The sequence below is a fragment of the Brevibacillus laterosporus genome (assembly GCA_007833815.1).
GTDB lineage: Bacteria > Bacillota > Bacilli > Brevibacillales > Brevibacillaceae > Brevibacillus_B > Brevibacillus_B laterosporus_D.
Genome location: CP033464.1, coordinates 697,906 through 718,056 on the forward strand (window position 1 = coordinate 697,906; position 20,151 = coordinate 718,056).

12 protein-coding genes and 2 pseudogenes are annotated in these 20,151 nt (G+C 39.0%); 5 read left to right on the forward strand and 9 right to left on the reverse strand.

Annotated elements, in window-relative coordinates; translation table 11 throughout:
- Positions 1-269: 269 nt before the first annotated feature.
- Complete coding sequence (cls, locus tag EEL30_04565) at positions 270-1,775, reverse strand: cardiolipin synthase (GenBank protein ID QDX91707.1); 1,506 nt, start codon at positions 1,773-1,775, stop codon at positions 270-272.
- 228 nt (positions 1,776-2,003) lie between these two features.
- Here cls and EEL30_04570 point away from each other — a divergent pair, with 228 nt between their 5' ends.
- Complete coding sequence (locus tag EEL30_04570; protein QDX91708.1) at positions 2,004-3,455, forward strand: catalase; 1,452 nt, start codon at positions 2,004-2,006, stop codon at positions 3,453-3,455.
- 58 nt (positions 3,456-3,513) lie between these two features.
- Here EEL30_04570 and EEL30_04575 read toward each other — a convergent pair whose 3' ends face one another.
- The 5 genes from EEL30_04575 to EEL30_04595 all read right to left on the reverse strand — a co-directional run bounded on the left by EEL30_04575 (position 3,514) and on the right by EEL30_04595 (position 10,853).
- The gene (locus EEL30_04575) at positions 3,514-4,134 is read right to left on the reverse strand and encodes a fatty acid hydroxylase (protein ID QDX91709.1); all 621 of its coding nucleotides are present in this window, start codon (positions 4,132-4,134) and stop codon (positions 3,514-3,516) included.
- Between the two features lie 50 nt (positions 4,135-4,184).
- Positions 4,185-5,207 (reverse strand): DUF2804 domain-containing protein, encoded by a 1,023-nt coding sequence (locus tag EEL30_04580; GenBank protein QDX91710.1) that lies wholly within the window; start codon positions 5,205-5,207, stop codon positions 4,185-4,187.
- Positions 5,208-5,226: 19 nt separating this feature from the next.
- Complete coding sequence (locus tag EEL30_04585; protein QDX91711.1) at positions 5,227-7,248, reverse strand: ABC transporter ATP-binding protein; 2,022 nt, start codon at positions 7,246-7,248, stop codon at positions 5,227-5,229.
- Positions 7,249-7,253: 5 nt separating this feature from the next.
- Positions 7,254-9,005 (reverse strand): ATP-binding cassette domain-containing protein, encoded by a 1,752-nt coding sequence (locus EEL30_04590; protein ID QDX91712.1) that lies wholly within the window; start codon positions 9,003-9,005, stop codon positions 7,254-7,256.
- Positions 9,006-9,359: 354 nt separating this feature from the next.
- Entirely contained in the window at positions 9,360-10,853 is a 1,494-nt protein-coding gene (locus EEL30_04595; GenBank protein QDX91713.1) for a DUF4173 domain-containing protein, read from the reverse strand.
- A 108-nt stretch (positions 10,854-10,961) separates the two neighbouring features.
- On the opposite strand from EEL30_04595, the gene EEL30_04600 reads away from it, so the two are divergent.
- The gene (locus EEL30_04600; GenBank protein ID QDX91714.1) at positions 10,962-12,329 is read left to right on the forward strand and encodes an aldehyde dehydrogenase; all 1,368 of its coding nucleotides are present in this window, start codon (positions 10,962-10,964) and stop codon (positions 12,327-12,329) included.
- Between the two features lie 162 nt (positions 12,330-12,491).
- On the opposite strand, the gene EEL30_04605 is transcribed toward EEL30_04600, so the two are convergent.
- Complete coding sequence (locus EEL30_04605; protein ID QDX91715.1) at positions 12,492-13,436, reverse strand: YafY family transcriptional regulator; 945 nt, start codon at positions 13,434-13,436, stop codon at positions 12,492-12,494.
- Positions 13,437-13,555: 119 nt separating this feature from the next.
- On the opposite strand from EEL30_04605, the gene EEL30_04610 reads away from it, so the two are divergent.
- Positions 13,556-14,407 (forward strand): alpha/beta hydrolase, encoded by an 852-nt coding sequence (locus tag EEL30_04610; protein QDX91716.1) that lies wholly within the window; start codon positions 13,556-13,558, stop codon positions 14,405-14,407.
- Between the two features lie 150 nt (positions 14,408-14,557).
- Positions 14,558-15,096: pseudogene (locus tag EEL30_04615) on the forward strand (ATP F0F1 synthase subunit alpha).
- A 226-nt stretch (positions 15,097-15,322) separates the two neighbouring features.
- Here EEL30_04615 and EEL30_04620 read toward each other — a convergent pair.
- Positions 15,323-17,965 (reverse strand): hypothetical protein, encoded by a 2,643-nt coding sequence (locus EEL30_04620; protein ID QDX91717.1) that lies wholly within the window; start codon positions 17,963-17,965, stop codon positions 15,323-15,325.
- 423 nt (positions 17,966-18,388) lie between these two features.
- Positions 18,389-18,577 (reverse strand): annotated as a pseudogene (locus EEL30_04625) (hypothetical protein).
- A 1,034-nt stretch (positions 18,578-19,611) separates the two neighbouring features.
- Here EEL30_04625 and EEL30_04630 point away from each other — a divergent pair.
- Positions 19,612-20,121: a hypothetical protein gene (locus EEL30_04630; protein QDX91718.1), complete on the forward strand. Its 510-nt coding sequence runs from the start codon at positions 19,612-19,614 to the stop codon at positions 20,119-20,121.
- The last annotated feature ends 30 nt before the right edge of the window (positions 20,122-20,151 follow it).

The following is a 20,151-nucleotide window of genomic DNA, read 5'->3' on the forward strand; positions in this document are numbered from 1 at the left end:
TCCACCATTCTGTATCGCTTCTCTTTGGGTTGTACATTATCCTACCTCTTGCTAATTCACATGTCTATTACATAATCCTAAGTATCATAAATTTTTACAGTTTGATACCCTATAAAGGAAGTTTTAGGATGCTACCAATCTGATGAGACAGGTAGCATCACCTTATCCGATCCTCTACTTTTTACACTCTACCACATAATCCGCGTGGTGAAAACTAACGTCCGCCTGGCGTGAACATTTCATACAAAAAATTTTTTTGTCATTACTCATTAGAGAAGTGGTGAGAATAGACGAGCTACAGATTCGAGATATTTACGACCAAGTGGTTTCGGTTCATCCAGACTTAATCTACTATCTTTCATGTCCCGTTCAAATTGTTTCGTTAGCTCTTGAATCACAATTGATCTCCCATAAAAAAAGGCATTAACTTCAAAGTTAAGACAAAAACTTCGGTGATCCCAATTGGCCGTTCCCACCGATGCCTGATCATCATCTATAAGTAATACTTTTGCATGTAAAAATCCCTTATCATACAGATAAATGGTAACACCTGCTTTTTTTAACTCATCGAGAAAACTCTGGGAAGCATAATAAACCAGCTTGCTGTCGGGAATGGCTGGTAAAATTAATGTTACCTCCACACCAGCCTGTGCTATCGTGCGCAAAGCCACCAGTAATACCTCATCAGGTATAAAATAGGGAGAAGTAATTCTTACTGATTTTTCTGCTCGCATGATCATTTGCAGGAAGGCTTGGCGAATTAATTCCCAGCGTGCGCGAGGGTCTGTCGCTACCATTTGAATCATATGCTCATTTTTGTACCCATGAGCCTGCTCAACAGACGGCTTACCTTCCTCTTCATCAGTCTTCTCAGCGTGTGAATGATGATTAGTGGTCATATCTATTGTAAGACCAGATACCATCTCCCAGTCTTGAATAAAGGTTTTTTGAAGCTCACCTGTGGCTTCCCCACATACTTGCAAATGAGTATCCCGCCAAAATCCCAGCTTTGGATCCTCTCCTACATATTCTTTTCCAATATTACATCCTCCAAAGAAACCGATATGATTGTCAATCACGACGATCTTGCGGTGATTACGATAGTTAAGGCGTAGAAAAGTCTGCCAATGCTTGCGCGGACTAAACCTGAATATCTGTCCACCCGCTTGGCGTAACTCGTCAGCCCAAGCTTCGGGAAAAGTCTTGCTCCCTATATCATCAACGATAACTCGTACCTCACAGCCTTGTTCAGCCTTTTTCTTGAGTAAATCAAGCAGGGATCGCCCCACATAATCTCCTTCAATCGTATAGAACAGGACATGAATTTGATGTCTAGCTTGGTCTATTTGTTCCCATAAAGAGGTGTAAAAGGGAGCGACTTCATGAAACAATTCTACGTGATTCCCCTGTGTTATCTGTGCCCCTACATTTGCTTGAATGAGGCGTATCAGCATAGTAGCAGTTGAGTCCAGTCTACTAGTATCGGCTGATTGGACCGCTCCTTTTGTGTATCGCAGACCTGTTGTTTGCTGTGCTTCCGTTCTGTTTTGAGTAAGGGTTTCCTGATATTTGATATGCTGTTGATCCTTCTCTTTTTTACTCCAATTCCTCCCGACAAAAAAATAAAGGCAGATTCCAATCAAAGGAAAGCTATACACAGCTAAAATCCATAATAGTGTACGCTCTGGCTTCCGATTATCTGTAATAATAAAACCTGCAAAAAGGAGCGTAATGCAAACATGAATGATTGTTGAAATCCAAACGAAATGAAGCATAAAAACACCCTCACTTTCCCGATCATGTAGGAAAATAATTCATTTGTTTGTAGGTTGCCTTCTTTCCTTTGAAATCATGAATAGTAAACACAGGGAAATAAATGATAAAAGCCAGCGGGATCATATTTGCATTGACAAAAATAATTTTTATTTTATAATAATTATAAATTAGTAATTTGAATAATTTCTTTATGATAATAATTATAATTAAAGGGGATGCTTTTATAAATGGATAAAACACGTTTGACAACAAATCAAGGTGTACCTGTAGGAGATAACCAAAATTCCCGTACTGCTGGAAAAAGAGGTCCTACCACGTTAGAAGATTATCATTTAATCGAAAAATTAGCCCATTTTGATCGAGAAAGAATTCCTGAGCGTGTCGTTCATGCTAGAGGTTCAGGTGCGCATGGGGTTTTCGTAACAACTCAAGGTATGAGTTCATTTACCAAAGCAGCCTTCTTACAAGAGGCAGGACTTGAAACACCTGTCTTTGTCCGATTTTCCACTGTTATTCATGGACAGAGTTCTCCAGAAACATTACGTGACCCACGCGGATTTTCAACCAAATTTTATACAGAAGAAGGTAATTATGATCTAGTGGGAAATCATCTACCCGTATTTTTTATTCGTGATGCTCTGAAGTTTCCTGATATGGTTCACTCCCTAAAGCCATCCCCTGATACAAATATCCAAACTCCAGACCGTTATTGGGATTTCATGACCCTAACGCCTGAATCAACGAACATGCTGACTTGGTTGTTCTCTGATTATGGTACACCTGCCACTTATCGTCATATGGAGGGATTTGGTGTCCATGCGTTCAAATGGGTAAATGCAAGAGGTCACGTCGTTTATGTGAAGTATCACTGGAAACCAGCTCAAGGTGTAAAGAATTTATCTGCTAAGGAAGCTTCCGAGATTCAGGCAAAGGATTTTAATCACGCTACTCGTGATCTGTATGAACATATTGAAGCTGGTGACTTTCCAAAGTGGACACTGTTTGTTCAAATCATGCCTGTAGATGAGATGGATTCCCTTGATTATGATCCACTCGACCCTACAAAAATTTGGGATGAGCAAAGCTATCCATTACAAGAAGTGGGAGTGATGACTCTTAATCGCAACCCACAAAACTTTTTTGCGGAAGTAGAACAGGTAGCCTTCTCTCCAAGTGCAACTGTGCCTGGCATCGAACCATCGGAAGATAAGCTGCTACAGGGACGTCTGTTCTCCTATCCTGATACACAACGCTATCGCTTAGGGGCTAACTACTTGCAACTACCGATTAACTGTCCGTATGCTCCTGTCCATAATCAGCAGCGTGATGGAGCAATGCAATCCCAGCAACAAAGCTCCCCTGTCAATTATGAGCCGAGCCGACATGTAGGGAATCCAGTAGAAGATCCTGCATACAAGGAATCAGAAACACCTCTTGTTGGGCATGTTAGTCGTGAAAAGATTGATAAACCTAATGATTTCGCTCAAGCTGGTGAGCGTTATCGTAGCTATAATCCCGAGGAGAAGGTCAATCTGATTGCCAATCTTGCTAACGATCTCGCTACCGTTCATGAGCGTACAAAAATGCTCGCTGTTTGCAACTTTTTCCGTGCAGATCGAGAATTTGGTATGCGCCTTGCTAGTGCTCTGCATGTAGATATTAGCTCCTATGTAAAATAACAGACCAAAACACAATATTAAGCCCATCTCTTAGATCACAGAGATGGGCTACCTGCTTTTATTTCATATCGTTTTGTTCCAAATTACGAGCTGTTGAGCTTCTTTCCACTTTTTTCTCATTCTTAAAGGTACCTAGTAGTACATCAAAGGCAGGATTCGTCACTCCATACCAATAGTTTTCATTTTTATAATGATGCCAGAGGTGCATTTTCTTCATCCATCTCCCCCATGGGGTGATCGGTTGTACAGGTTGGTGCGCAATATAATGGGCCCATTCATAATAGAGCAGGTAGCCCATGATCCCAGTTACAAAGGCAACCATGAGAGAAAAATCCCTGGTGATTAAAAAAACCATACTCCCTGCGATAGCTATCAAAGGCAGGCTATACCAGGTTGGCAGGAACAATAGGTGCAATTGATCGGGAAATACATGGTGATCGTAGTGCAATCGTTTCATCATTGTCAAAAGCCAGCGTATTCTTGGTGGTTTCATATGAAAGAGAAATCGATGGATGAGGTATTCGCTGACCGCGTAGGAAAGCATTCCTGTTGCCAAAGCCATCCAAACGTAAAAACGCCCCATATCAGGAATCAACCACAGAAAGCCAAAAGCGAACAGGATGCAGATTACTAACACATCAAATTGGCTAAAGTATTGTTTTACATACTTCCTCAACAGATTTAACCCCCTGCTTTTCTATCTCTCTAAGTGATTGCCTTTCTATCACGTTACCATCGTGCCTGCTGTTCTTCACAGATTCCCCAGACATCCTCTATCCTAATTACATCTCCGCCCTCCGTTTGCATAGTACCACTACATTTTCCAATATATTGCTTCAAGTGAGAGGATAATACTACATAATTTTCTCGTTTCTCCTGATAATGAATAGGTGTAAACATGAGTTGAACTCGGTCGCTACTAGTAGTTGTTATGTGCCACGTTCTCATCGGATAGGCTGGATCGTAGAGGAACTGAATTGGTTCTGCTATTTTTTCAGCACGTTGATGGATTAGCAAGCCGTTTTCAGTCATTCCTGTTCCATCTGTCCAGCCAGCTCCTAGATTACATCCACACCAGCTTCCCTTCCATCGAAATGAACAAGTCATCCAATTCCATTTGGTATCATAGGGCCAGGCTCCACGTCCAAAATCTAGACTGGCTGATGTTGTTTCTATTGTAAGGTTATAAATCTTACAGCCTACACGTACCGTGCCTACTGCTGCTCTTCCCGGTTGCTTTGCTGTATATTGAAATCTGGTACCGCTCCAAGGAATGACCATATGTAGGGCCTCAGTGGTTTCTGCAATACTAATTTCTGCTGTATAAGGTATTCCTCCGCTAGCCACCCCACTTGCCAGTATCGTTGTAGTCCCCTCAGTCCTAGTAAATGAAAGCTGAAGTTGCTTGTGTTTAAAATGTACGTCACTATCTACATCATCAGGCAAATATATCCCCCTCGCAAAGGGTATCTTCACCGTTTGCTCCACCTTCTGACCCGATTGCAGATCAATCAAATGAAAAAACGCTAAGCCAATGTAATCCAAATGACAAACAGCCACCGTAATAATCACTTGATCGCTTGCAATAAACCAAAAATTCCACTTCTTTTTCCGTCCCACATGCCCCGGTATCTGACAATTATGGAATGGATGACGCGACCAGCCAATCGCTTCTGGTCGCAATCTTCCCCGTTTGTCGCAAAGAACAATCTGTTCTGTAATCTCTCGTTCGGATTTAACAGGAAACGACATACTGTTCCTCCTCCAGGCTTTACACCCCTATTCTTTGCGTTTCACCTTGTTGGAGTTGATACATTTGATAATACTTGCCTTTTCGTAGCATTAATTCATCATGGTTACCTCGCTCCACGATTTCTCCTCTATCCAGTACGAGAATGCAATCTGCCTGGCGGATTGTAGAGAGTCGATGTGCGATAATAAAAGTAGTGCGTCCTTTTTTCACTACGTCTAACGCCTGCTGAATGATAGTCTCTGTTTCCGTATCAATAGAAGCTGTTGCCTCATCTAAGATTAAAATAGCTGGATCAAAGGCAAGTGCACGGGCAAATGAAACGATTTGACGTTGCCCCGCTGATAGCGTACTCCCTTTCTCAATAACAGGTTCATCGTACCCTTTGCTTAAATGGGCAAATAACTGTCTGGCTCCTACATCATCTAGAGCTTTCTCAACCTTTTCCCGAGAAATGTTCGGGTCGTCGAGGCTGACATTGCTGGCAATCGTTCCTGTGAATAAAAACGGATCTTGTAGCACGATTCCCATATGCTGACGTACATATTGTTTCGGCCATTCTTGAATCTCTTTGCCATCAATGGTTACTTTCCCTTTTGCAAAATCATAAAATCGGAACAGGACGTTCATAATGGAGCTTTTACCTGATCCCGTATGACCGACTAATGCAATGGTTTGGCCTTCTTTAGCCTCAAAGGAGATATTCTTCAGCACATATTCCTCATCCTTGTAAGCAAACCAAACATTCTCAAATTTTACATTTCCTCTATATCTGTCCATTTTACCATCTGTTACTGGAATACCCGGTTCATCCATTAATTCAAATACGCGTTCGGCTGCTACTAATGCCTGCTCTAATTGTGGTAACTGATTAACAATTCCACTAATTGGATTAAAGAGTCGAACCATGTACTCCAAGAAGGCATACATCAGTCCAAGTGAAAATGCACTGCCTAGCGTCAAAGACTGTGCTCCAAAATACCACAGCAGCAGTGCAAATCCGACGATACGCAGGAAATTGGTTAGATTGTGGGAAGTAAGTGAGTTAAGTAGCAGCATTTTGTTTTGAAACTTATAATGATCGTAGTTTAGTTCCTCGAACTCTTTCTCTGTTTCCTTTTGACGACGGAAGGCCTGAATGATAGGCATCCCTTGAATCGATTCATTAATCATGCCATTAATATCACTAATTCTTGCCCGAATGACATGGTTATAACGAGAAGCGAAATATCGATATACGTAAATCCAAACTATCAAAATTGGAATGATCACGAGACAAATGGTACCCAACATAGGCTCTAATATGAACATGGCAATCAGGATACCAGTAATGTAAATGATCCCCGTAAAAAAGCTAGAGAGCACAGTCAGATACAAATCACGAATAGCTTCCGTATCATTCGTCACTCGTGCAACCACTTTCCCTGCTGGTAAGTTATCAAAATATTGAATTGGGAGGCGCTGGATATGATCAAAAACATCTACACGCATCTTCTGAATAATTTGGTTCGCTGAGATTTGTAACCAATACTTTTTCACATATAAAAGGAGGGAAATCAAGGCTAATAAGCCAAAATAAATCAAACAAAGAGTAATAAGCGGCTGTACTTCCGGCTTGTATAGAGCAAATACTTCAGCTGTGGTTAATTTTTCAGCAGGATATACCGCTTTGTTCGCCCCCTTTTGAATAAGAAGATTTCCATTTTCAATCATCCGTTCCCCATCAAAAGCAATCGGTTGATCAATGAAGTAATATTCTTTCCCTACTTGTAGAATGCGGACTTCCTTTCCTTTCTGCTCATCTGCTAGCCAATGATCACTGCGTTTGATATAGTGGTCACGATAAGCAACAGCATCACTCCCCTGATCACTCTGGTACCAACTATACTCAATGCCTCGTATATGGACATCAATCATTTGTTTGACTAAAATCGGTCCCATCAAGTCGGCAGCAACCGCTAATGACAGCATGGTTAAAGCCAAAATGAGTGTTTTCTTAAAATGCAAGGCATATTGCCATAACCTTTTAGAAGGCCTACCCATGTCTCTCACTCTCCATCTGTTAAAGTTGCCTCTATCTGCTGGCGTTCATATTGTTGTTTATACCAGCCTTCCTGTTTCATTAGCTGTTCATGAGTTCCTCGTTCAACAATAGATCCCTCATCCATCACTAGAATTAGATCGGCATGCTGGACTGCTGATAGACGGTGCGTCGTAATCCATGTGGTCTTACCTGAGCGCTCTGCACGGATATGTGTGATAATTTCTGTCTCCGTTTTAGCATCCACCGCAGAGAGTGCATCATCTAACAAAAGAATTTCTGGATCTGCAATTAATGCACGGGCTATGGAGACACGTTGCTTTTGACCCCCTGATAAAGAGACTCCTTTTTCGCCAACCATCGTTTCCAGTCCCTCTGGTAGGTAGGTAACATCTTTCTGGAAGGCAGACATAACCAGTGCATGCTCAACATCGGCTATAGAGCTTATCGGTCGACCAAATCGAATGTTTTGTAATACGGTTTTAGAAAATAATATTTGCCCTTGTGGTACATATCCTAGCCAGCTAATTGCTTGATCTAACGCAATTTTTCGCATGGGAGTGCCAGAAATCTGGATTTCTCCCTTACCTAGCGGATACTCACGTAAAAGCTGACGGATCAGAGTTGTCTTACCACTACCTGTGCGTCCAACAATTCCCAATGTTTGCCCACGCTTTAGTTCAAACGTAACATCTCTGAGATTATCTACCTCTGACGAAGGATAACGGAAGGTCACATTCTGAAAAGAGATTGTAGAAGGCGTTGGTACATCTACCAGACCGTGTTCGTTTTGAACATCTGGCTCATAGGCAAGCGTTTCATTCACCCGATCCAGAGAAGCATTACCCCGTTGCATAATATTGACTAACTCACCAATAGCGAACATCGGCCAAGACAGCATGGCTAAATAAATGTTAAACGAAATCATATCCCCTAATGTAATTTCTTGATGATAAACAAAGTAGGCACCAAACCCGATACCTAGTAGAAAACTTACACCATTTAACAATCTCATCGTGGGTTCAAATAAGGCATCAATTCGAGCAACGGAAAGATTCTTCTTATATGTTTCCTCTGATACTTCACGGAAACTCTTACGACTGGCCGCTTCTTGTACATAGGCTCGAACCACTCGCACACCTGAGATATTTTCTAATACCTGATCGTTCATTTTTCCAAAAACATCTTGTGCCTCCGTGAATCTTTTATGTAGCATCTCCCCATATTTGCTTAATACGTACGCAGCTAATGGCATTGGTAAAATACAAATCAAGGTGAGTTTCCAACTAATGAAAATAGTCATCGTTAGCAAAATAACCGCCAGATATACAGTCGCATCAACTAAGGTCAGAATGCCAAATCCGGCAGTTAGAGATACTGCTTGAATATCATTAGTCGCCCGTGCCATCAGATCCCCTGTTCGATTTTTTTCATAAAAGGTTGGAGTCATTTTTAAAAATTGCCCCATCAATTTGGAACGCAATTTTCTACTAACCAAAAAAGAACCCCCGAACAAATTTCTCATCCAAATATAAGTGACTCCATAATTACTTAAAGCGATCGCTAACAATAAGCCAATCATAAGGAGCAATCTTGGTCCCGTCATGGAACCAGCAAAAATTTGGTCAATGGATGTTCCCATTAGTTTAGGTGGTAGGACCTCCAGTACCCCGTTTATCACCAAAAAAACGACTGCAATGAAGTATCGCTTCCACTCTTCACGAAAAAACCAGCCTAACTTTTGAAAAACAGCTATCATGCTTTCTCTCTCCCTTCTCGCATGAACCTATCGTCTGACAGAACCAAAAAAGACACGTCACTTATGCGCGACATGTCTTTACACCTGTTCTGTCAAAAAGAGCGCACGTTACAAATTCCGTAACCTACGCTCTTAGTTTTTCATTCACACTCAATCAAGACAGTGATGCCTTGGATATAAGAGATAGATTACAGGAGATATGAAATTGAAATTGCTTTACACTTGGAATCAACATCATTCTCACGTGAATCATCTCCTTTCCTTTTCGTATCACTTTCGTATTTACAAATTCTACCTCACTACATAAAGACCGTCAATGAATTTTTCAGAATATTTTATAGTTATTTTATCACATCATTTGTTTAGTATTTGATCAGCCCGATAACGGTACCAAACAAACGAACGCCAGGAATCAAGCTTACTTGACTCATACCTTTCATCGTAACTTGCTAATATAGGCATTAATTTCTTACTCAACTCTGGTCCACTCTCTGCATAAGCAGCTAAAGTAGGTATCGCATCAAGTGATAATGTGGTTAAATAATATACATCTATTTTTTTGATGGCTTGGTATCGTTCTATATTTAATTTTACAATCCAATGGTCTACATTTATAACATTTATCAACGTATACGCGCATAGTCCTATCATAATAAATACACGGATAAGCGGTAGCGTACGTTTCCATATCTGATATAGCATCACTCCACATGCTATCAGTAAGCACCCCATTGCCAAGCGAGCTATGATTCGTTGAAAGGTAAATCCATATGCCTCTTCATATAACTGGAGTCTAAAGTGGGCTGAATAAAGCATAAACAGAGTACAGACAGTAAGAACAGTTAGTAACAGATTAATGACTCTCCCTTTCTGTGAGGTCTCTCTTTTTATAAGGTGTAGACTGGTTAACAAGAGCAATAAATTAAAAAACGACACCTTTACTAGTTCAAAGAATCCATTCTGGGCGTATTCCGCATAGCTTATTCCATCAGGTAGTCCACTCGCCCCCATAAATAAATATGAGACTTGAAAGCCTACAAACACCACATACAGCACATTGCACACCAATAACATGGTGGCACCTACCGTAAAATCAAGATATCCTGTTTTTGATCGATCATTTCTTGATTCTTCTGTCAAAACAATCGGTTCAACAAGTTGTTCCCTTTGTTGAGTAGCTAAAGCAATCAAATACACAAAAAAACCGATACCACTTATGAGAACTACTACTACATTAATAAGCCAGCCAGAAATGGACAGTAACCCACTCCATTTAGGCATCGTAATAATAAACTGGCGAAACAGAGAGTCAGCAGAAGTCAGCAACGGGACCACAATCAGGAAAATGGGAATGGAGATGAGTAAACCTATGCCCACATTGCCAAGTTGCCCAATGGTTTGAGGATTACCCTGTTTTTTGAGCCATGCTATGCATACCTTAAAAGGTGCACCTAAACAGGATAGATATCTCAGGATGAGTAGGTCCATAATGGAGAATAAGATGTCCAGCGATCCCGCTTTCTCTACCTTTTTATTTGTGATTAGCATGGTATGAAGGATCCATAAACAAGGAATAAGCAAAAAGTTGATTAGGCGGAACGTCGTATGATCATAAATAGCAAACGTAAGGGAAAGTAAGAGCATCGGAATGAGTAACAACCAGCCAAAGCTAGGTTGTAAAACTATTTCTTGTTTAAAGAAATAGAGAAAGATTAGATACATGGCTATCAAAAATAACGGGTATGAAACTCCCAGCATAAAATCTGCAAATAGTATTTTAAACAAAATACCCAATAGAATGGAGAAGACAAAGGTCCATCTGACCCGCTTGGACTCAATATCTACCATAGCAACATACCTCCTATGTTCTGCTTTATCCCTGAAAGTATAATATTAGGAAAATATTCTGTCGATGATAAACTCATCATACGTGAATGAAAATTAAAGGAGGCGCTTATGACCCCTATTCAAGAATTGCTTTCCAAGCAACGTCAATTCTTTCATTCCCAACAAACAAAAAACGTTTCTTTCCGAATAGAAGCACTCAAAAAACTACGTAGTGCTATCACTCAACACGAACAGGACATTTATCAAGCTCTACAGACAGATTTGCATAAATCACAATTTGAAACCTACTCAACCGAAATAGGAATCGTGCTAGAGGAGATTCGTTATATCTGTAAACATTTACAAAGTTGGGCAAAGCCAAAACGAGTAAAAACAGCACTCACTCACTTTGGTTCCAGTGGTCGTATTCATGCTGAACCCTATGGAGTCACGCTGATTATCGCCCCATGGAACTATCCGTTTCAACTCGCACTAGCACCTTTAATTGGGGCTATTGCTGCCGGGAATTGTGCTGTTATAAAGCCATCAGAGCTCACACCCCATACATCTGCCCTACTTCGTCGTTTAATTGAACAGACCTTTCCTGCTGAATTTATTAGTGTAGTTGAAGGTGGTATAGATGTTAGTAATCAATTGTTAGCGGAGAAGTTCGATTATATCTTTTTCACAGGTAGCGTCCCTGTTGGTCGTGTGATTATGGAAGCTGCCTCCAAGCATTTAACTCCGATCACGCTAGAACTGGGCGGAAAAAGCCCATGTATTGTGCATCGTGATGCTAACCTGCGTCTTGCCGCGAAACGAATCGTTTGGGGGAAATTTTTAAATGCTGGCCAAACCTGTGTGGCACCCGATTATTTGCTCATAGACTCCTCTGTGAAACAGGAATTGATTAGCCAGTTGAGGGCCTTTATTCAGGAGCTCTATCCTAAAGCCCTAACCAATCCTGATTATACGCACATTGTAAATAGGCGACACTTTGAGCGTTTGCTTTCCTACCTAGATCAGGAGAGGGTCATCCTCGGGGGAAATGTTGACTCTGATGCTCTAGCTATCGAGCCTACACTCTTGGATAACGTAACATGGCAAGACCCGGTCATGCAGGACGAGATTTTTGGACCCATTCTCCCAATCCTGACATATGATGAACTCTCAGAAGCTATCTCTAAGGTTCGAGCTCAACCAAAGCCACTTGCTCTTTACCTTTTTACAGAAAGTAAAGAGACAGAGAATCTACTCATGTCCCAGCTTTCCTTTGGTGGTGGTTGTATCAATGACACAGTCTTTCATATTGCTACTCCTTATTTACCATTTGGTGGAGTTGGCAATAGCGGTATCGGTAGCTACCATGGAAAAGGAAGCTTTGATGTTTTCTCCCATCAAAAAAGTGTGTTGAAGCAAACTACACTCTTTGATATCCCTGTTCGCTATCATACGACCAAGCAGGCTTTACAAAAGGTAAAGTGGTTTTTTAAATAACTCATGAAAAAGAGCCAACAATTGATCTCTTTTGATCAGTCATTGGCTCTTCTGCTATTCCATCTCTCTTTCACTTGAAGAAATTTTACTGCTAAACGGTTAAATCGTTGGTTAAGTCCTTTAGAATAGTTTGCAATTTCAGCTTTGTTGGTAATTTATTTTTTACCCTTTCGAATATTGATTGACTACTTTAAATGCTTCTTCCTGTAAGAATTGTATTAATTCAACCGGTTCCTCTATTAAAATTTCAGCACCAAGACTAAGGAACAGCCTTCCTACAAAACGAATATCCGACTCTTTGATTTTTTCTTCGATTACTCCAGTACCATCAGGATTAACTTGAATCCATTCTCCTATAGGATGAGGGTCTAACATTTTACAGCCCAATTTTGTTAATTGAACTTTTAAGATAAATTCCTTTGTTGAATGATCGGATTGTTTTAGCCATTGTTCAACTGTCATATCGACAGGAATAGGTTCAGTAAAATTTTGATTAACTTTGAGGAAAACAATCCGATCGACTCGAAATGTCACAGTATTGTTACGCTTATAGCAAAACGCTAAAGAATACCATAATCCATTAGATATAAAAAGTCCGAAAGGAAAAATTGTTCGAATTGAATATCCAGAGCGGGATTCATATTCTATTTCCACATGATTTCTTTCTAAGGATGCCTGCAATATATCTTTTAGATAAGGGTTCTTAAAGCTTCTTCGAGGAGAATCGATTGCTAATCTAGCTTTTAATTGTCCGACCTTTTGAAGCATTTCGACAGACATGGTGGCACGTATTTTAGTAAGGATTGACATATTTTCATGTTTGAAGGGTCCGTCATGTTGCTCTAATAATTCATATGATAGAAGCAGCCCTGTAGCTTCTTCTGCTGTTAATGATATCGGTGGAAGTTTCTGTTCCCTTATAAGACTATAACCGCCATTCGGTCCAGGTGAAGAATAAAGAGGGACTCCCATTTCACTTAATAGTTGTAAGTCTCTAAGCATTGTTCTTCTTGATACAGAGAACTCATCTGCTAATTCTTGAACAGTAAATCGGTGTTTTGTATGTAACGAAATTAATAATTCAAATAATCTTCCACTTCTAGACATGAAAATATCTCCTATTATTAGTGACGTTATCTGTCACTAATATACGATAAGATATAAATAAAATCATGAAATTTTCCAAAAAATAATAGTGAATAAGGAAAATATGGGAGGGTATTGGGATGAAAGAACATATGATAGATTCAAATGGCGTACGAATTAAGGTTTATGAATACTGCCAGACGGGTGAACCGTTGCTATTACTGCATTATATGGGTGGAAGTTCCGCCATTTGGAGGAGCATAATTCCAAACTTTATGGAAAAATATCGCGTAATTGCTATGGACATACGAGGACATGGCAAGTCAGATCAGCCTGCAACGGGATATCAACTTGAAACCTTAGCTGAAGATGTTCGAGCGGTACTAGATGCTCTTGAAATCGATAAAGCTTATATCGTTGGAAGCTCCCTCGGTTGTTATGTTGGCACAAGGTTTGCATCGATGTACCCAGAGAGGGTCCTTTCTTTAGTTAATTCCGAAGGGGCTTTAGTTAATAAATTCGGAGGATTGCATACTGAATCAAAAGAAGAGTATTTAAATAAATACTTTTCCAGTCCCGAACAGGAATTTGAGTCAAAGGAAGCGTTGATACAGTTTATGAAGACGAACTGGCTTCCCTGGAGCAAAGAGCGTGAGCTGGTGATGGAAGATTATGAGCCTCGAAAACTGGAGAATGGGAAAGTAACTTTTATATCTATGAGAGATACGCTACGACAAATAACTGAAGACCTTTATGATAGAAGAGTAGAACATTTGTATGACAATATCCAATGTAGTGTATTATTTCTGCCAGCAGAAAAAGAAGGTGACCTTAACAAAAAGTTAGAGTTTATAAAAAGTGTTAAACTTAAACTAAAAAAAAGCAAAACGGTTGTTATTCCTGGAACGTCCCATGCGATGATGTTTGACCACCCAAAGGAACTGATTTATGAAATCAATAAGTTTTTTGAATATCCAGATAAAAGTAATTGATAAATAATGTACGCTTTTTAAATATGCAAAATTACATTCATTTTATAGTTGATAATCGCCATAATTGTAACTATAATGGTTACAGGTTGGTTAATATAACTTGTTACATTAACTGAATCTAATAACAAATGAATGGAGATGTTATAGGGTATGAAAAAAATCATTTTAGCTGGAGCATTAGGAATCGCAGCACTTGCAGGAACAAATTTACCAGGATTAGAAGCAACGAAAGCTAGTGCAGCTTCTATTGAATCGATTACTTCAACAATTGAAGGTCGTGTAGTTGAGATTGCAGAAAATGCTATTTATATTGAATCAACACAATTTGATGGCCCTATTAGAGTAGAGATAGATTTTAAACTTAATGTGAAATTAGGTGATCAAGTAAAAGCAACTGGTGCAATGATGAGAAGTTTTTCTGAATATATGCTTGCAACATCTGTACAATTGAAGCTTACGTAGAAGAACCATTGGACTTTGTGCTTGTTAAATATCCTAAATCCAGCGGTAAAGATGGTATTGTAGAGGTTTATTTAACACAAGGGCAAAAATTTAATGTAGGGGACAAAGTTAAAGTGAATAATATGGAAAATTCAATATGGGGTGGAAGTTCTATAGAGAGATCCATAGAGAATAACATTGAAAAAATTAATGATTCGAAAAATTCAACCACTAATAATGATCAATAGGTTTGGTCTTAAGCTTAATATAAACTAACATGTATAAAAGCCTAATTTTCGTTTTCATAGTAAAAACAAAAAGAACTTGTAGCCATTTATACAAGTTCTTTTTGTGATAATGTTTTTCGCACAATGCCGTATGGCTCAAATGACAAGTTTGTTTCGCTTTGACGATGGTATTGTCAAAAGACTTGCTTTTTGAAACACCTGGTTCAGTCCATTACATGTCTTACTATTATTTTGTAACAACCACTATCACCTGAGTCTTTTTACCGCCATAGTTTACAGTAATAACGGCGCGACCCACACCAGTTGCTTTAATTATGCCATCCTTCACATCAGCAATTGTAACTTTTGAAGTTGTCCACAATGCAGGCTTCGTTACATCTCGATCTATTCCATCTAAATAGGTTGCAGTCGCATTTACTTGCTTTGTTTCCCCAACCTTCATATTTAATTGGACGTGATTCGTTTTAAGATACTTTAACTGATCCACTTCAACATAGATTGTGACTGATTTCCCACCATATTTTGCAGTTACTGTTGTTTTACCATATCCAATAGCTTTAATAGTTCCTTTATTTGCCTCGGCAATTTTATAATTTGTAACTTTCCATTCTGCTTGATCTGTCATGTCTACAGTACGTCCACCCGATAAAGTAGCCGTCAGAGTTACTTTCGTCTGGATATCTTTTACATCGCCTAGAGTTTTTAATCGTACGAGGCGTGTATTTGCTACCAATCCTTGAAGAACGTCAACTTCCACTAGTATAGAAACAGATTTCCCACCATATTTAGCAGTGATTGTTGTCTTACCATTACTGTAAGCTCGAATTTCACCTTTCGTAACTTCAGCAACTTTCGACGAACTTGATGACCATTCTGCTTGATCAGTAATATAATTACTGTCTGCTGCATCTGGGTTAAGTTTAATTTGGACCGTTTCTCCCACACTCATGAAAACATTTTTTGTATTCGAAGTTAAAGAAGCTGTAATATCAACCTCTACAGGAATCTTTACTGTTTTATTACCGAAACTGGCCGAAATATCCACTTTACCTGATCCCTTGGCTTTTACCATACCGTTAGCATCTACCTGTGCAATAGTAGAGGAATCAGGAGACCAGATTGCAAGATCAGTTACATCTTTTGTTGAGCCGTCCATGTATTCAGCATTCAATGTAAGTTGAACAGAATTATCTTTTTGCATGACAAGCTTATCAATAGCAGCATCTGCTTTTTTTATTGTTATTTTTTTCACAACACCAACAGATACTGGTATAGTAGCAGTTCGATTACCATACTTAGCAGAAATCGTTGCTGATCCGTCTTTCAAGCCTGTTACGTTACCTCTTCGTACCTCCGCAATATCTTCTGCACTAGATGACCATTCTGCTTTATCGGTAATGATCTCTTCTCGCCCTTCATAGATTGCTTTTAACACTAGTTGCTGGGATCCTCCTACTTGCAGATTAAGAGACTTTACATCCGCAACAATTTGTTGGGAGTAGTCGACATCTACACGAACAGTAACTGTTTTATCAGCGTATTTGGCAGTAATGGTAGCTTCACCAGATTTGAGAGCTTTAATCTTTCCCTTGTAAACAGTTGCTACATTTTCATTACTAGAAGTCCAAGTAGCCTTCTCTGTGACACTCTGGTTTGTATCATTTGCATAATAAGCTGTTAACTCAACAGCTGTCTCATCCGAGTCTTTTGTACTAAGTGATAAATAATCTTGATCTACTTCAAGACGTCTAGGTACTTCTACATCCACTGTCGCTTTGGCTTCATTATCTCCGTACTTTGCTGTAATAATGGCTTCTCCCGATGAATGTGCAACAATACTACCTTTATTTACTGTCGCAACCGCTTTATTACTTGTAGTCCATTCTGCTTTATCTGTAATATCTTCTTCCTCACCATTAATAAAAGAAGCAGTCAACTTTAGCTTTTTCGGACTATCTTTCAGAAGCATAAATACATCTTGTTGATCTAATTCAATGACCATAGCTGAGTCAACATCAACTTTAATCGTAGCAGTTTTCGTCCCATATTTCGCTGTAATGGTTGCTTCACCCACACCATATGCCTTGATTGTACCGTTAATTGCATCAGCTACATTTTCATTATCCGAAGACCACACTGCCTTGCTTGATACTTCTTCTTTGCTTCCATCAGGAAATATTGCTTGCAATTTAATTATTTCAGTATTTTTACCAGAACTAAGAAGTAGAGAAACATTTGATTTACTAGGTTCTAGTCTTTTTATAATCTCAACGTTAACAGGAATAGAAACGGATTGTTTCCCAAATTTTGCCGTTACAGTAGTGCTACCAGAACTTTGTCCCACAATTTTCCCATTAAAAACGGTTGCAACAGACTGATCTTCAACCGTCCACATTGCTTTTGTAGTAACGTCCTCTGTGGAGCCATCTTCATAGACAGCTGATACGTTAACTTGTTCACTATGTGCCTCTCCAGTCCGAATAGTAACCGTTTGTTTGTTTTTTGTTAATGTTCGAACCTTTTTTGATACATCTACTTGTACTGGTATAGTTTTATTCAGATACGTTGCGATGATTGTAGCTTTTCCTTCTTTTATCCCTCTAATCGTACCAGCATATACAGAGGCTATATCGCTATTTGAACTTGACCAAGTAGTTTTGATAGTGACATTCTCAGATTTTCCATCTACATAAATTGCCGTTGCCGTTAACGAATTTGAATCTCCCGTTTCCATGGAGACTTCATTTTCTGATAGAACCAACTGTGAGATCTCTGTGCTATCTGCAGCTACTACTGTTCCAGAACTACCTATCACTCCATTCGAAACTAGTAACATTGTGCATAATAAAATTGTTAGCAATCTCTTCATCTCTGACCTCCGTGAATGTTTTTAAGAAAAATATAAAATATTTCATTATTCTATTTTCTGTTTTCCTTGTCACCGGAAATGATAACTCGATGGGACGAAAAATGCTATTTACTATTGGTTTAATACATACCTTAAAGTCAGTCATATCAATGGATCAGAAGCAGGATAAGAAAAAATGGTGTCATTTTTTGGAAGATATAGTAAATAATACTTGTAGCTTACTTATTGACTATTTGTTAGTCTCTATCTTGAGCTTTTCCAACTACTTACATGTTTCAATTACTCAGCCTTTGCTTCAGGTTGTTTCTTGTTTTGCATTTTCTCTAACCACTCTTGTAGCAGTTTGTTCACTGAATCCGCATCAGCGGCTACTTTAATCTGTTCCATGATATTTTCTTGTTCCCCTGGTTCCGTCTTGCCTAGGACCACTTTCACATCAGGCTTCTCATTGGCTTGTCTATCCTCAAATGAATAGTATACGTGTTTTTGATGAAAGGTTTGCTATACTTTTGTTTCATCTACATTTGTATTCATTGCCGCAAAAGCCGCAGTTGGTGCAAAGACTGCTAGTGCTAACGCCCCAATCATCCATTTTGATGCTTTTTTATTCATTAGAATCAAACTCCTTCATAGTTAGTTTTGCAGAAGTACTTCTTACAAGTACCCGATCCAAACCTCTAGGGGGAACGTAGTGACCATTTATCATTATACCAGGTTAATATGTCAGATGAATGTCCATTTTAAGAAAAAGCTGAAGAGGAGAAAAATACATATAGAAGTAATCCCGTTATCTCTTTACACCAATAATAAAATACCCGAATTTTGGGATTCGGACGTTTAGTTTACATAATGCTTATTTTCGGACTCGCAAGGACGACTCCGTTAAGGGCTTTATTTCCTCATTCTTTACTTTACCTCTTCGAAATCAATTACTTTTCCTTTAGCCTTATCTGTTGAAACTTCAGACCACACCTCCGCTTTTAAATCATTGCTAGATTTTGATAAGCTGCGAGTCTGTTTTTGTTCCTGTAGCCAACACTTCATATTCAGCAGTACCATACTCCTTTTGATCATCCAAAGTTACTTTTAAAGATTTTACGCTGCCTAGCACTTTTCCAAATGAAAATGGGGTTGGGCATATACATGTAAATACTGTTGAACCTGATTGGTAAAATATCAAAGAGACGCCAGATAATTATCTAGCGTCTCTTTTTTCTTGCTCTGAAACGTAATCTTGGGTAGGGGTAATACCAGAGCTGTTACAGGCTACATTAGCGTTCAAAATTCGCATAATGTTGGCGGTTTCCCTACTTCATCCTATTGAATACATAATCGTACAACAGCACGGTGAACCTTTCTGCATCAGTTTGAAGTATTGGAATAGAAAACGATTTAAATAACCATCGAGACGAACTGGTCAACCTTTTCATCAAATCTACTGAACATAAGAAGCAGCTCCCTCACATATTTCAGTTTTAGACCTCTCCAATGTTGTCGGGATTATATACTCAAAATCACTAAATTATATAAATATACCTAAAATTTACAGGTAAGTATTTACATTTTTTCCTTTTAAAGGTATATTTTATGTAATTGTACGGGTATTGGGTTAATTATAGAAAAATATATCATGGAGGATGATTCTTTTGGTAAATTTCAAAAAATTATCAATTTTTATTTGTTTCTGTCTTATTTTTACAGTCATTACCCCAATGAACACACAAAAAGTACTTGCCGAAACTAATAGTACTACAACATCATGGAATCCTTCTTGCGATAAAAATAAATGGCCCTATAAAGGCAAACCACTTTCAGATTACAATCCTTGCTTGATCTATACGAGCACCACCTTTTTCTCAGCAGATGAGTTATCTAAAATATCTGCTGATCTCGGTATCGTTGGTGGGTTATCTGCATTAGGTGTAGCTGCATGGGAGAAAATCGCAAAAGTTGCATTGACAAAAACAGGATATGGATTACTAGCCGTAGGAGCAATCTCAGCTGGTGCAGAACTCATGGCAAGACATATGAAAAGCAAAAACTTAAAAGGTTGGAACGTTGTAACCAAATACAACTATGAAGTGCAGTATGGTAAGCCTGGTGGTGATTTATTTCCAGTAAAAAAATGGATTTCAATAGAATATATTCCAGTTTAATTATTAATTTTGCTATACAATAAGTCAGTT

Bases quoted from the DNA above. Each gene is read 5' to 3' on its own strand.
- EEL30_04590 (QDX91712.1), bottom strand. From the start codon at position 9,005: ATGATAGCTGTTTTTCAAAAGTTAGGCTGGTTTTTTCGTGAAGAGTGG.
- EEL30_04605 (QDX91715.1), bottom strand. From the start codon at position 13,436: ATGTCTAGAAGTGGAAGATTATTTGAATTATTAATTTCGTTACATACA.
- EEL30_04585 (QDX91711.1), bottom strand. From the start codon at position 7,248: ATGGGTAGGCCTTCTAAAAGGTTATGGCAATATGCCTTGCATTTTAAG.
- EEL30_04580 (QDX91710.1), bottom strand. From the start codon at position 5,207: ATGTCGTTTCCTGTTAAATCCGAACGAGAGATTACAGAACAGATTGTT.
- cls (QDX91707.1), bottom strand. From the start codon at position 1,775: ATGCTTCATTTCGTTTGGATTTCAACAATCATTCATGTTTGCATTACG.
- EEL30_04620 (QDX91717.1), bottom strand. From the start codon at position 17,965: ATGAAGAGATTGCTAACAATTTTATTATGCACAATGTTACTAGTTTCG.
- EEL30_04610 (QDX91716.1), top strand. From the start codon at position 13,556: ATGAAAGAACATATGATAGATTCAAATGGCGTACGAATTAAGGTTTAT.
- EEL30_04600 (QDX91714.1), top strand. From the start codon at position 10,962: ATGACCCCTATTCAAGAATTGCTTTCCAAGCAACGTCAATTCTTTCAT.
- EEL30_04595 (QDX91713.1), bottom strand. From the start codon at position 10,853: ATGGTAGATATTGAGTCCAAGCGGGTCAGATGGACCTTTGTCTTCTCC.
- EEL30_04570 (QDX91708.1), top strand. From the start codon at position 2,004: ATGGATAAAACACGTTTGACAACAAATCAAGGTGTACCTGTAGGAGAT.